Origin of the sequence: Corynebacterium glucuronolyticum DSM 44120 (assembly GCF_030440595.1) — a bacterium.
Lineage (GTDB): Bacteria > Actinomycetota > Actinomycetes > Mycobacteriales > Mycobacteriaceae > Corynebacterium > Corynebacterium glucuronolyticum.
Window position 1 is genome coordinate 2,517,205 of sequence record NZ_CP047452.1, and the last position, 13,607, is coordinate 2,530,811.

Below are 13,607 nucleotides of genomic sequence, written 5' to 3' on the forward strand. Positions count from 1 at the left end.
AAACGTCAGACTACATGCGCGAGTTCAGGGGCGGTGGTTTGTCTTGCATCATAGACGCGACCGATCGTTACCGTCCGCTTCCTGGTTTTTTAGTCCCATCTAGACCAGACGGTTTCCTTTTACTAGACCGCTTAGTATGCTAATGTAAATCCCGCACACCTTACAGGTACTAGCCCGCCTTAGTTTTTCGGGTTAAGGTAGTAACGGTTTACACGTATTCGAAACAGGAGAAATATGACTCGCCCACTTCGCGTCGCAGTAGTCGGTTCCGGCCCCGCAGGCATCTACGCCTCGGACATCCTCATCAAGTCCGGGCAGGACGTCGCCATCGACTTGTACGAGAAAATGCCGGCCCCCTTCGGTCTCATCCGCTACGGCGTGGCACCCGACCACCCGCGCATCAAGGGCATCATTAAATCCCTGCACAAGGTCCTCGACCAGCCCCAGATCAAACTCCTGGGCAACGTAGAAATTGGCACGGACATCACCGTCGAAGAGCTCCACGAATTCTACGACGCCATCATCTTCGCCACCGGCGCCACCGGCGACCGCGACCTGGACATTCCCGGCATCGACCTCGAAGGCTCCCGCGGCGCCGCCGAGTTCGTCGGCTTCTACGACGGCAACCCCAACTTCCAGCGCGAGTGGGACCTCACCGCCCCGCACGTCGCCGTCATCGGCGTGGGCAACGTCGCCCTCGACGTCGCCCGCATCCTCGCCAAGACCGCCGACGAGCTGCACGTCACTGAGATCCCCGACAACGTCTATGAGGGACTTGGCGCCAACGCCGCCGACGAGGTCCACATCTTCGGCCGCCGTGGCCCCGGCAACGCCAAGTTCACCCCGCTCGAGCTCAAGGAGCTCGACCACTCCCCCACCATCGAGGTCATCGTCGACCCCGAGGACATCATCTACGACGAGGCCGCCGAGCAGGCCCGTCGCGACTCCAAGACGCAGGACCTCGTCTGCCAGACCCTCGAGCAGTACGCCCTCCGCGAGCCGAAGAACGCCCCGCACAAGCTGTTCATCCACTTCTTCGAGGCCCCCGTCGAAATCGTCGGCGACGAAAACGGCAAGGTGACCAAGCTGAAGACCGAGCGCCAGGAATACGACGGCAAGGGCGGCATCCGCAGCACCGGAAAAATCACCGAGTGGGACATCCAGGCCGTCTACCGCGCCGTGGGCTACCGCTCCGACGAGGTCAAGGGCGTGCCCTTCGACCACCGCTCCGCCGTCATCCCCAACGACGGTGGCCACGTCATCGACGCCGAGACCCGCGACCGCATCCCCGGCCTCTACACCACCGGCTGGATCAAGCGCGGCCCCGTCGGCCTCATCGGCAACACCAAGTCCGACGCCAAGGAGACGACGGATATGCTCCTGTCCGACTACCGCACCGGGAAGCTCCCCGCGCCCGCCAAGCCCGAGCGCGACGAGGTTCTTCAGCTTCTCGACGACCGGGGCATCGCCTACACCACATGGAAGGGCTGGTACAACCTCGACGCCCACGAGCGCGCCCTCGGCGAGGCCGAAGGCCGCGAGCGCAAGAAGGTTGTCGAGTGGGACGACATGGTCAAGTACACCCACTCCGAGCGCGACAACTAACTAACGCTCACTCACCCCGCCGGCTGGCGGGGTTTTCTTTTTACCAGCGTTTTTGCTCTTCCAATTGAAGGGTGAGACCGTTTTCGGTATTTTTTGTGGACATGACGACACTCTACAAAAGCGCGCACCTCCAGGATCTCAGTCCGCATGAGGTGCATGAGCTGTATAAGCTCCGCACGGAGGTGTTCACTGCGGAGCAGGGCGCCAGCTGGGCGGAGGCCGACGAGATCGACTCTCGCGAGACCACGTGGCACGTCCGCGCCTACGACGAGGCGGGCCATCTGAAGGCCTACACGCGTCTCTTTTTGACCCCCAGCATCGACGACACGACCAAGGGTGAGATTGAAGTAAGGATCGGGAGGGTGGCCGTCGACAAGCAATATCGGGGCGAGGGGCTCGGGCGCACAATCATCGAGTACTCGCTCGAGATGTGCAAGAAAGAATTCCACGACATCGACATCGCACTGGAAGCACAGACCCACGCCATCGACTTCTACAAAAAGCACGGCTTCCACACCGTCGGAGAGGTGTTTGACCTCGGCGGCATCGACCACATCAAGATGGTCTGCCCCGCCAACGACCTGAAATAACAGACCCGATTTGGCAATAGGGGAGGTGAAGAGTTATCCTCCCCGCTCATGACTACATACTTTGCTGTGTCCCACCTCGGACACCTGAGCGCACGTGAGGTCCACGACCTGTACAAGCTGCGCACCGACATCTTCGTCGTTGAGCAAAAGTGCCCCTACGAAGAACTCGAAGACCGCGACGCCGACCCGGCGACGCTCCACATCCGCGCGCTGGAAAACCAACAGCTCGTTGGCTGCGCCCGCGTCTACCGCGACGGCGACTCCGTCCACCTCGGACGCATCGCCGTGCGGAAGGACCACCGTGGCACGGGGCTCGGCGCAACCATCGTCCGCGAATCCCTCGCCATGATCGACGGCCAGTTCCCCGGCCCGCCCGTGCGCCTCGACGCACAGGTCGTCTCCCAGGGCTTCTACGAGAAGCTCGGCTTTACCGTCAGCGGTGAGGAATACGACTGGGACGGCGTCACGCACGTCCCCATGACGCTCAGCGCGTAACCTCCATCGCCAGGTTCTCCACCTCGGCGATCCGGGCGGCGGCCTCCTCCACCGAGGGGGCCGTCGCCACGATAATGTTCCCGATCTCACAGGCCCGCACGTCCACCTCATCGAGGGCGAGGGCCTTTTTCACATCCACGGTCCGCTCCGTAATCATCGCCGCACCAGGAGACGTCAGCGTGACATCGACGGGCAACCCCAGCTTCGCGCGGGCGTGCAACTCATACTGCGAATAGCGCTGCGTGTACAGCGTCACCAGCCCGATACGGCGGGGGCCGTACACCACGTCCTCAAAATAGCAGCAGTCCCCCGCCACCCACATGGTCACCGAATACAGGCCGCGCCCGTCGTTCATCGACTGCACAATCCGCACCGCAATGGAATGCGCCGCGTCCCGCGCCGCAGACGAAATCGGCATTGGCTGCACCGCCTGCGACACATCGTGGCCAATCGGCTCCGAGAACCAGGAGGCCTCCTCCCCCGTCGAGGGATCCACGCTGCGCACCACCTGAATGGTGACGAGCTCGACGCCCTCAATGACCTCCTCCACGAGAGTGTCCTGGCCATTCCAGTGACGCTGGGCATCCTCCACGGACTGCACCTCAATATAGGAATAGGGGCCGACGGCCGGCACCAGCCGGGCGGGCACGCCCACCGACTCCACCGCAGCCTGCACCTGATCCAGCGACGTCGCCGTCCGGGTTTTTACCACCGGGCTGCCCAAAGACTCCCCGGCAAGCCAGCGACTATCTGCGCGATTGAAGGAAATCGGCCGCAAATCCCGTGGCGTCAGCTCAGCGGCGACGTCCCCCAGGTGGGACAGCGCCTCGGCCGCCTCGTGATCATGCATGGCGGTAACCGCCTCCGAGGAGCCCACAGGCGCGTCCGGAAGCTCAGGCCCTTCGTCGGTGATGTAGCGCCCGCGCCCGTACGCCCCCGCGTATCTGGGCGATGCCGAATCATTTTCTGGCGACGTCTCATTCATGCCCCCAGTATCCCACGCGGAGGCAACGAGGCCAAAGGGAGACGCACAATGCACTCCCGTGACTAGAGGGCAATTCTCCGCGACCAATAGGGAAATACGCAGCACAATCACTACTTCACTGTTGCCAAACGGGCACGGAAGCTCCAGAAGTCTTGTGGCAATCCTTGGCAACGATGTATATTATGCAACTCCATCCTAAAAAATGCGGAGAAATAATACCGACCACGTGTTTTACACGCATGAAAATGTCTATCTCGCCCCAAACAAGGAGCAACATCGTGCAACCACCCGCTAACCCCGCAACCACCCCCACATTCACAAAAAGTGAACATACCCCCAAGTGTGATGTTGGTCTACTTTTACTCGAAAACTAAAGCATTTGTGATTACCACAGGCCACCGCGCGTGCCCGCGCTAAAAATAGGGGACAATCCGCCGAAAAGTCTTATCACTTTCGGGGGTAGTAAAGAAAAAGTGTGACTTAAAACTTTTGGCAATTCGCATAAAGTCGTCGTTTTCCCCGGTAGCGTAAAGGTATTCCTAAAAAAGATAATGCTGATTTAAAAACCACGACACGACAACTCTTGAGGCGGTTAAAACCATGACTAACACACAAGCTGCCACACGGGAGACGTACCAAGGTACTGACAAGGCTCTCGTCGGCATCGTCCTGGGAGTGATGACATTCTGGCTGTTCGCCCAGTCCACCCTCAACGTCGGCCCGCTCATGGCCAAAGACGTGGGAATCCCCATGCACATCATGAACGTGGCGATCTCCGCATCCGGACTCTTCTCCGGCATGTGCATCGTCGTCGCCGGTGGTTTCGCCGACCGGTGGGGCCGCAAGCGCGTTGCCATGATCGGTAACCTGATCAACATCGTCGGCTCCCTGCTCGTCGCCACCGCCTTCGGGCCGTTCGGCACGACAATGATGATCGGCGGCCGCATCTTCCAGGGCATTGCCGCAGCATCCATCATGCCCTCCACCATGGCCCTCGTCCAGACGTACTGGCGCGGCCGCGACAGGCAGCGCGCCCTGTCCATGTGGTCCATCGGCTCCTGGGGCGGCGGCGGCATCTGCGCCGTCTTCGGTGGAGTACTCGCATCCTCCGCACTCGGCTGGCGCTCTATCTTCTTCCTCTGCGCCGCCGTCTCCGTCGCATCCATCCTCCTCATGCGCGAAATGCCCGAAGCCAAGGCCAACGTCAAGACCTCCGGCTTCGATCTCAACGGCATCCTCAGCCTGATGATCACGATCGTCGCCCTCCAGCTCATCATCACGCAGGGCGCCTCCTTCGGCTGGCTGTCCCCGACCGTCATCGGCCTGTTCGTCACCTTCATCGCCGCCTTCTGGTTCTTCGTCCGGATGGAGACCTCCAACGACAGCGCCTTCGTGGACTTCCGCCTGTTTCGCAACAAGACGTTCTCCGCCACCTGCGTGGTCAACGCCATCATGAACGCCACCAGCGGCATCCTCGCCGCGTTCCTCTGGGTCATGCAGGACGGTGCGAGCTACTCCGCCGGCCAAGCCGGCCTCATCACCCTCGGGTACGCCATCTTCGTTGTCGCGTTCATCCGCGTCGGTGAAAAGATGATGCAGCGCTACAACGTCCGCACCCCGATGCTCCTCGGCTGCTCCATCGTCTTCGTGTCCATCATCATGCTCATGTTCACCAACGTCATGACCGGCACCTACGTCATCATCGCAGCGGTCGCCTTCAGCCTCTACGGCCTCGGCCTCGGCCTCTTCGCCACTCCGGTCACCGACGCCGCCCTTTGCGGCCTGCCGGAAGACCAGTACGGTTCCGGTGCCGGCATCTTCAAGATGGCTTCTTCCCTCGGCGCGGGCCTCGGCGCAGCCATCGCCGCCGCCACCTACACCGCGCTGCGGGACACCGGCTCCGCCCTGCCGACGTACATCCTCGACTTCGTCGGCCGCCAGGACAACATCACGATCCGCGAGGCAGGCTTCATGGCCCTCGGCACGAACGCCGTCATGTGCGCCATCGCCATCACCCTCATCCTCGTGTTCATCCCGAAGGTCACCCAGACCTCCGAAACCCTTGATAACACCGAGGATCTCGACGCCCACCGTCCCTGCAAGGACTGCCCCGAGGGAGTCGCGGTTTTTGCCGATGACGAGCTCGCAGCTTAGCTCGCAGCTTAGCTCGCAGCTTAGCTCGCAGCTTAGCTCGCAGCTTAGCTCGCAGCTTAGCTCGCAGCTTAGCTCGCAGCTTAGCTCGCAGCTTAGCTCGCAGCTTAGCTCGCTTCGCTCGCTAAGCTGTTAAGGAAACCTACGCGAAGGCCCCGCACCCCGGTGCGGGGCCTTTTTCCTGCGGTTTTGGCACTTGTCATGCAAGGTTGAGCGACCTGTTTTATAGTGTCAGGCGTGAGCATAGCGGGGGATTATATCCGGGTACTAGCACAGGCGATAGATGTCGCTGAGGAACTCTACGGGGTGTCCAAGGCCGCGCTTGTGTGTCGCGGAATCGACACTGTCAACGCCTCGCACATCACGAAGATCGCCAACATTTACTTCGGGCATTGTGGGGCACCGCGCAAGCAGGAGCGTGCTCGGGAAGCGGCTCGCCAAGCGGGACACACGTTCCGGTCGCTCATGGCCATTGAGTCTCAGGTGGCGAAGCTCGAAAAGAAGGCCTACGCGTGGCGTGTGCGCGAAGAACTAACGCCACTCGGGGCAGATATCACCTCGATTAACGCGCAAGGCGCACGCCTCCTCCAGGAGTTGAATGAGCACCGGGCCGATAACCCGGACAAGAAACTCACGTATCGGGCGATCAAAAACTCCACGTTCGCCACCTTGACGCTCACAGCAGAATCCTCCCGGTTGAAGCAGATTTATGATCGTGCGAAAGCCACGGACAAGACGTGTCCTGCTGATGGGTTAGTCAAGCTAGCTTTGTCTGAATCAGATGGGTCGCTTCCCACTGTTGGCAAACCTCTGTTTGTGCTCCCGTTCACTATGGACTTTATAGGCTACACGGAGGAGGAACGAAACCAGTTCGTGTTCTCGGCTACCAACGGTGCGACTATTACGGGTAAGGAGATTGTGGAAGCAGAGCTTGAAAAAGAGGGGATTATTGCTCTTGTCAGCCCTCTTGCTCCTGAAAACTTCGGCCTCTACTCGTTTGAGATGACGGAGGATTCCCGGTTTGCGGATGTGTTGGAGTTTATTAACCAGTCGATTCGTAATCCGGTGTGTCCGCATCCGGGGTGTTCGACTCCTGCTAGTGAGTGCCAGGTGCACCACATTTGGCCCGTCAAACTCGGAGGCAAAACAATCTCCTCTAACCTGATGTTGTTGTGTAAGTTTTTCAACGGTCGCAATGATGATGATCCGGCTACACCCATGTACGGCCGGATGGTGCGTATCGATGGGTTGGAGTATTGGAAGCCTGCGTTCGGTGGGCCGCTCCAGTTGAACATGCACCCGTGCGCCCAAGGCGGGGCCGTGCGTCTTGCCCGGATGCAACTCGGCATGCCCATCGACCCCAGCCCACCAGGCTAAGGTGTAAGGAAAACTGCAAAAATGTCGAGGAACCCGATGGTCATCGGGTTCCTCGACATGCTCGCAAGAAGCGGAGGACGGTAGCTAACGAGAGAGATTGAAAATCTCAGAGCACCTCGTCAGATAATCGGGTTGTGCCCTTGCCTGCTCACGTCCGGAGCCGAGATTGGTCCGCAGTCCTTGGCAGCCTCTTCAACCTGCTATACGACACTTCGTCGTTGGATTCCCCGTGCTCAACTAACCTCTTGCGTGTGACAATAAGGACTGCACTTTCAAGGAGACCAACACAGAATTCCGTGTTTTACTTCCAGATAATTAGGCCTTTGATGAAACTCGGATACTCCGTAGTGTAACTCAGGTAGAGCTTCTGCAGATTTAGATTTCCCAATGATTTTGGTATTGAACGGAGATTCCTACTAACCAAGCTCATGGTTCGTACTCTGTGAAGATTACCCAAGCTCTCAGGCACACTTGTTATACCGTTTCCATCGAGGCTAAACTCATGCACTTCAGTGAGGTTTCCTAGACTGGAAGGAACACGAGTAACACCGTCGCCATAAAACTCAAAAATTTCCAAATCCGCAAAGTAACCAAGGAAATCTGGAAGCTCTTCAATGGAGTTATCTGACAGCTTCAAATGCTTGAGAGACATCAGCTTCGAAAATCCATCCGGCAATCTAGTCAGGTTTGAACCATCATATTTGAATGTCTCAAGACCACTGAGGTTAGAAATGCTTTCGGGAATTTCTGAGAACGTGGACCTGGTCAACTTCAGTGACTTCAAATTCGACAACTTCGTTGTTTGCTCCGGGAATTTAGTCGCTCCACGAATGGTCAATTCCTTCAGGTTGCTTGCGAATTCAAGTCCTGTGTAGTTCAGATCTGCTAGGTCAGCTCCTTCAGCAACTTCAAGCTGGGTGATCGACTCCATTTGCTTCTTGGTTATCGATTCAAGTTGCCGGTTCCCCGACTTTCCGAAAACATTCCGGTTGATCTGGCTCCGTAGGCGCTCATCCGGCACAACGTTGAGAGTTTCATCAAGATCCCAGGATCCACACACATCTCCCGTGTCCAGTAACGTTATGGGATCGAAATTTACATCCTTTACAAATTTATCCGTGCCCTGAGGCAAATCCTCCTCGTCCATTTCAAACCACCGATTCCAAGGCCAATCAAAATCCAGATCGGGGAAATAAAAACCATACTCAAGTCGGGGGCGTAAGTAATACGATCCTGAGCAGACGAGGGAAGGTGCTAAGAAATCTGCTTGAGCCCCAAACCTGGCCCCCAGTGTTATGCCTCCTGTAGCCCCAATCAGGTCATACAGCTTAAGGCCGAATTCAATGGGCAGAGAAGGCTCAAGAGTTGCACTACCAGTGAGAGCAATCACGTTGGGGTTCGTCTGAGTAAGTGGCTGCACTTCCTTATAAGGCTCTATCACGCCATCCTTGTACGTGACACCAGCGCCGATGCCACCTTCAATAATGGGGTTGAAGCGCGCTTCAGCGTCGATCTCGAGATTTACTTCCCATTTCACGTCGAAGCTAGCTACAAGCCAAACAGGAACTGGGCCCGCCATAAATGTAAAGGTCTTATCTGTCCCGAACAGATCTCCACCAACGGAGTCCTCAAAGTGGCCAGTCTTTTTGAGATCAATTTCGGTTCTAGAAGAAACATCAACACCAGTCTTGAGTTGTTTAATATCTTTGGATTTGACTTCAACTTCAAGTGTCGATGTTGCTGTGATAGTCGACTTAACTGTGGCGGTATCAAGACCTTTCAGCTTAGGAATGTGTCTCGCCAAATTGACATTAACTATATCCTCTGAGAATGATTCTTCTCCTGAAAAAGAGGCCCTATCCCGGTACGGCGAATGGCTCCCTTGGGTCACACTCACTCCGTAGCCCGGGTCGAGTCTTGTAGTTTCTACGCCCACTACGGGAAGAGCAACCATGCCTCCGGTGTTTTCAAGGATGTCACCTAAATCACCCTTTTCGACTGTGACCTTGGCATAATATGGCGAACTATCATCCACAGAAGAAACTCGGATGATCCGTCCTTCAGGTAAAGACGAGGATGGCGGGAGCGACAGAACGCTTCCTTCAGAAACTTCCGCGGAATTTAGCTCACTTTGCCTGATTATGAATTCTTTCTTGGTATCTCCGAGGCCTTCCAGGCTCCCGAAAAGATCAGTCGCCTGCCAAGTTTCCATCCCCTTCGCTTTGGGGTTGACTTGGATCTCACCGTCTTTTAGGGCAGGAGCTTCTGGCTTCTCCGTCGATGGACTGCCAGATCCATCTCCTCCTGGTTTGGGCGTTTCCCCACTATCGGCGTCCGCAGATTGGGATTTTCCACCGTAGATGACACCTAGAATGATGCCAACAATAACGCCGAGAGCAAGAACGGCACCGCCGACAACCTGTGGCAGGGGAATCACGTTGCCACCGATATTGACAGTCATTGCGGCGGGGTCGAAGAGTGGCTGAGCATACCTTTGTACTGGTGGCAGATTTGAACCTGCTTGCGAATCCCCGTAATCAATTGGGGCGTTTGTCGGCTGGCCACTCCATGCATCGTTGGTCACGGATACTTCATTACCGACGGGCTCCTGTGGCTGAGCCAGGGCTGGTTGAGTAACGACAGAAGTTGCCATCGCTAAGCCAGCGATGAGACCAATCACTTTCTTTTGTGTTGGACGCTTTTTTGGCGCTTTCCACACCATATCTTTTCCTTCCAAACTTGCGGTTTACAAAAATGGCATGGTCGACCATTCCGGAATGGTTTTTCCAAACGAAGATGCCCTCAGAATCCGGAAATCGCGTCCATGTCCTTTTATTTCATCTTGCGACATATTGATTCTTTTTTCAATTTTTTGACAGGTTTCTTTACTTTCGCGCTCAGCTTCTGTGCTGGTTTCAGTGGCGGCAGAATATCCCAAACACAAAAAGCCCCGCACCATAAAGGTGCGGGGTGAACCTCAGTGGGTTTGTATTAGAGGATCGGGAAGCGCTCGATCGTCTGCTCGCGGCCGGGGCCGACACCGATGTAGCTCATCTGGGCGCCGGAGAGTTCCTCGAGGCGGAGGATGTAGTCCTTGGCCTTCTCGGGAAGCTCGTCGAAGGTGCGGCAGCCGGTGATGTCTTCCTCCCAGGCGGGCATCGTCTCGTAGATGGGCTCCGCGTGGTGGAAATCGGACTGGTTGACGGGCATTTCGTCGTAACGCGTGCCGTCGACATCGTAAGCGACACAGATCGGGATCTCGCCGATGCCGGTGAGCACGTCGAGCTTGGTGAGGAAGAAGTCCGTGAAGCCGTTGACGCGGGCAGCGTAGCGGGCGACGACGGAGTCGTACCAGCCGCAGCGGCGCTTGCGTCCGGTGTTCACGCCGACCTCACCGCCGGTGGTCTGGAGGTACTCGCCCCACTTGTCAAAAAGCTCCGTGGGGAACGGGCCGGCGCCGACGCGGGTGGTGTACGCCTTGATGATGCCGAGGGAGTGCGTCACCTTGGTGGGGCCGATGCCAGAACCGACGCAGGCACCGCCGGCGGTCGGGTTGGAGGAGGTGACGAACGGGTAGGTGCCGTGGTCAACGTCGAGCATCGTGGCCTGGCTGCCCTCCATGAGGATGGACTTGCCGGCGTCAAGCGCCTTGTTGAGTTCCAGCTCGGCCTCGATGACCATGGGGCGCAGGCGGTCGGCGTAGGAGAGGAAGTACTGGACGGTCTCCTCCACGTCGATGGCCTGGCGGTTGTACATCTTCACCAGCATCTGGTTCTTCACGTCCAGGGCGGACTGCACCTTCTGGCGGAGGATGGACTCGTCGAAAATGTCCTGCACACGGATGCCGACGCGGGAGACCTTGTCGGCGTAGGTCGGGCCGATGCCGCGGCCGGTGGTGCCGATCGCGCGCTTGCCCAGGAAGCGCTCCTGGGTGCGGTCGAGAACGCGGTGGTAGGGGGCCACCACGTGGGCGTTGGCGGCGATTTTCAGGCGGTCGGCCTTGGCGCCGCGGGCGAGGAGGCCGTCCATTTCGTCGAAAAGCGCCTCCAGGTTGATGACCACGCCGTTGCCCAGGACGGGGACGGCGTTTTCACTGAGGACGCCGGCCGGAAGGAGCTTGAGGGCGTACTTTTCGCCGTTCACCACGACGGTGTGCCCGGCGTTGTTGCCGCCGTTGGGCTTGACCACGTAGTCGACCTTGCCGCCGAGAATGTCGGTAGCCTTGCCCTTGCCTTCGTCGCCCCACTGGGCGCCCACAATTACGATTACAGCCATATTGGTTTCCAAATCACTCGTTGCCTTATGAACCGTCTAGGCATTGTACTCTCTTACAGTATGAAGCTCCTCTGTGTGGCCTGCGGAACCCCGTCTATCCCCGGCATCGATGCCATCCACTGCGACAACGTCCCCACTCGCCAGCAGCTGCGCCCCGTCGATGAGCTGGCGCGTCAGGCGCTCCCCCACGATCCCACACCGTCGCTGGACGAGATCGCCGCCCAGCCCGATGTCAGGCACCTCGGGCACCCCCAGCCCGCGCCACAGCACCCCAGCGAGCCCGTGCGGCTCATCGTCTGCGGGTCGGACGCGGCGCTCAGCGCGGTACTCACCCGTCTCATGCGGGCGGACACGATGTGGGTGGAGGTCGCCTTCATGCCTACCGGTAAGTCTCTCACCACGTTTGGGCTTGTCGACGCTGGGCAGGCGGTGGATGCGGTCGCCGTCCCCACCCCCGTCGTCCGCAACGACCTCGGCACCGTCGTCGCCGGGGCGGCGACCATCACCAATATGGATCGGCGCACGGAGATCTCCGGCGAAATCATCGTTGACGATCACGTCCTCGTCCACCACGGCGCCGACCCCGCGGCGCGGTTTTTTGGCACCTTCGGCGCCCGCCTCGTGCCCATGATGGACGCCCCCGGCATCGCCGCCGTGCGACTCACCTCCCCGCTGGAGGCAGACCCGCCCAGCGGCCCCTTCGCCGGCCGTGAGCCGGAAGAAAGGCAGAGGCTCGCGGCGCTACCCGTCGTCGGCAAGCAAATGCGGGGAGCAGTGACAGGCCTCAGCGACCCGACAAGCGTATGCACAGGCAGGGCCGTGCAGGCCGGCGGCGAAAACCTCGGGGTGACCATCGACGGCATCGCGCACCCCCGACCGCTCACGCGCGTGACGTTCTACCGCCACCTGCGCGACATGCAAATCGTGCGCTAATTCTCCGGCGGAACCGCCGGCGTATCCGACGTGGGGGCAAGCACCGCACGGGCGGAATGCAGGTTGTGACCGCACACCATGAGCAAGTCCACGATGAGCGAACGGGTCTGCGCGAGGATCGAATACGCGGAGAACACGCGGCCTTTCGCGAGCGTCTCGGGGGTCTGCGGGCCGAGCTCGCGGAGTTCGTGGGCGAGCTCGCCGATCGTCTCCGCAGCATCATCGCTCTCCTCCAGATACACCTCCGCCAACCGCTGCGTGATATCCGCCAGCTTCGCGATGAGCTCCACCTGCTCCGGGGCGACCTCGTCCCGGTCCTCCACCAACACCTGCGCCCGGCGAGCCAACACGCGGGTCGTGCGCATCGTGTTGTCCACCGGGCCGAGAAGCAGCAAGAGGCTCACCATCCGGCGGCGGTTCTTCCACTTCAGCGGCGACACCTTCGTCTGCTCCTCCACCGCCTTCGCGCGCGTAATCATGTTGTTGATCCCCGCCTGCGAGCCGCGCGCACGGTTAAGGGCGAGGCCGACGAGCTCCGCGTCTTTGGTGTGCAGGGCGCGGGACACGTCGTGCAACACGCCCGACGCCGTGGCCAACACCTTGCCGATCTCCCGCTCCCCGTGAATCGACGACTGCGGCAGGAACGCCACGACGATAATGCCGATCACGCCGCCGATGAGCGCGTCCACCATGCGGTCTGTGCCGCCAGAAGTCCCCGGCGGCATGATCGTGGCGATGAGCACCGCGCCGATCGCTGTCTGGTTCATGACGAGGGGTGCCGTGTCCACGAAAGAGGCAAGCGTCAACGCGATCATCACGGCCAGCGAAATCTGCCACGCGCCGGAGCCGATGTTGGAGATGATGAGATCGCCGAGCCCCACGCCCAGGGAGGAGCCGATGACCATCTGCACCGCGCGCTTGACCTTGCCGCCGCCAGACATCGACAAGATGATGATCGCCGCCATCGGCGCGAAGAACGGCTGCGCGTGGCCGACGACGTGGCGGGCGACGTAGAACGCGAGGCCCGCAGCGATGCCGCCCTGGATCGCGGGAAAAATGGAGCTGCGCATCCGCCGCAGCCGGTGCGGAATGTCCACTCTGTCGCTCACGTACGAGCGCGCTTCCCTGGCAGATGGAATATGCATACTGACTCCTTTCGTCCCTTACATACTATGCAAGACTGCGCCTGGGGTGGA

Annotated in this window: 10 protein-coding genes; 6 read left to right on the plus strand and 4 right to left on the minus strand. The window is 59.3% G+C overall.

Features of this window, described 5'->3' with window-relative positions:
- The first annotated feature begins 234 nt into the window (after nt 1-234).
- From CGLUCO_RS11445 to CGLUCO_RS11455, 3 genes are all read left to right on the plus strand, one after another.
- On the plus strand, nt 235-1,605 hold the full coding sequence (locus CGLUCO_RS11445) for an FAD-dependent oxidoreductase (RefSeq protein ID WP_005388536.1): 1,371 nt from the start codon (nt 235-237) through the stop codon (nt 1,603-1,605).
- Nucleotides 1,606-1,706: 101 nt separating this feature from the next.
- On the plus strand, nt 1,707-2,195 hold the full coding sequence (locus tag CGLUCO_RS11450; protein WP_005393526.1) for a GNAT family N-acetyltransferase: 489 nt from the start codon (nt 1,707-1,709) through the stop codon (nt 2,193-2,195).
- Nucleotides 2,196-2,243: 48 nt separating this feature from the next.
- Nucleotides 2,244-2,690 carry a GNAT family N-acetyltransferase gene (locus tag CGLUCO_RS11455; RefSeq protein WP_084037038.1) on the plus strand — a complete coding sequence of 149 codons (447 nt, stop codon included), beginning with the start codon at nt 2,244-2,246 and terminating at the stop codon, nt 2,688-2,690.
- Here CGLUCO_RS11455 and CGLUCO_RS11460 read toward each other — a convergent pair.
- Nucleotides 2,680-3,675, minus strand: coding sequence for an ATP-grasp domain-containing protein (locus CGLUCO_RS11460; RefSeq protein WP_084037176.1), 996 nt, complete (start codon nt 3,673-3,675; stop codon nt 2,680-2,682). The genes CGLUCO_RS11455 and CGLUCO_RS11460 overlap by 11 nt on opposite strands.
- Nucleotides 3,676-4,275: 600 nt before the next feature.
- Here CGLUCO_RS11460 and CGLUCO_RS11465 point away from each other — a divergent pair.
- Nucleotides 4,276-5,829 (plus strand): MFS transporter, encoded by a 1,554-nt coding sequence (locus CGLUCO_RS11465; RefSeq protein WP_005393519.1) that lies wholly within the window; start codon nt 4,276-4,278, stop codon nt 5,827-5,829.
- A gap of 234 nt (nt 5,830-6,063) precedes the next feature.
- Nucleotides 6,064-7,203, plus strand: coding sequence for an HNH endonuclease signature motif containing protein (locus CGLUCO_RS11470; protein WP_084037040.1), 1,140 nt, complete (start codon nt 6,064-6,066; stop codon nt 7,201-7,203).
- A gap of 301 nt (nt 7,204-7,504) precedes the next feature.
- Here the strand turns inward: CGLUCO_RS11470 and CGLUCO_RS11475 are convergent, their stop codons facing one another.
- Both CGLUCO_RS11475 and CGLUCO_RS11480 read right to left on the minus strand, forming a co-directional pair.
- Entirely contained in the window at nt 7,505-9,925 is a 2,421-nt protein-coding gene (locus tag CGLUCO_RS11475) for a leucine-rich repeat domain-containing protein (RefSeq protein WP_084037042.1), read from the minus strand.
- 269 nt (nt 9,926-10,194) lie between these two features.
- Nucleotides 10,195-11,478: an adenylosuccinate synthase gene (locus tag CGLUCO_RS11480; protein ID WP_005388523.1), complete on the minus strand. Its 1,284-nt coding sequence runs from the start codon at nt 11,476-11,478 to the stop codon at nt 10,195-10,197.
- A gap of 27 nt (nt 11,479-11,505) precedes the next feature.
- Between CGLUCO_RS11480 and CGLUCO_RS11485 the strand changes: the two genes are divergently transcribed.
- On the plus strand, nt 11,506-12,411 hold the full coding sequence (locus CGLUCO_RS11485) for a hypothetical protein (protein ID WP_084037044.1): 906 nt from the start codon (nt 11,506-11,508) through the stop codon (nt 12,409-12,411).
- Here the strand turns inward: CGLUCO_RS11485 and CGLUCO_RS11490 are convergent.
- A complete protein-coding gene (locus tag CGLUCO_RS11490; RefSeq protein ID WP_070739444.1) occupies nt 12,408-13,481 on the minus strand; it encodes an FUSC family protein in 1,074 nt (357 codons plus the stop codon). The genes CGLUCO_RS11485 and CGLUCO_RS11490 overlap by 4 nt on opposite strands.
- Between the last annotated feature and the right edge of the window lie 126 nt (nt 13,482-13,607).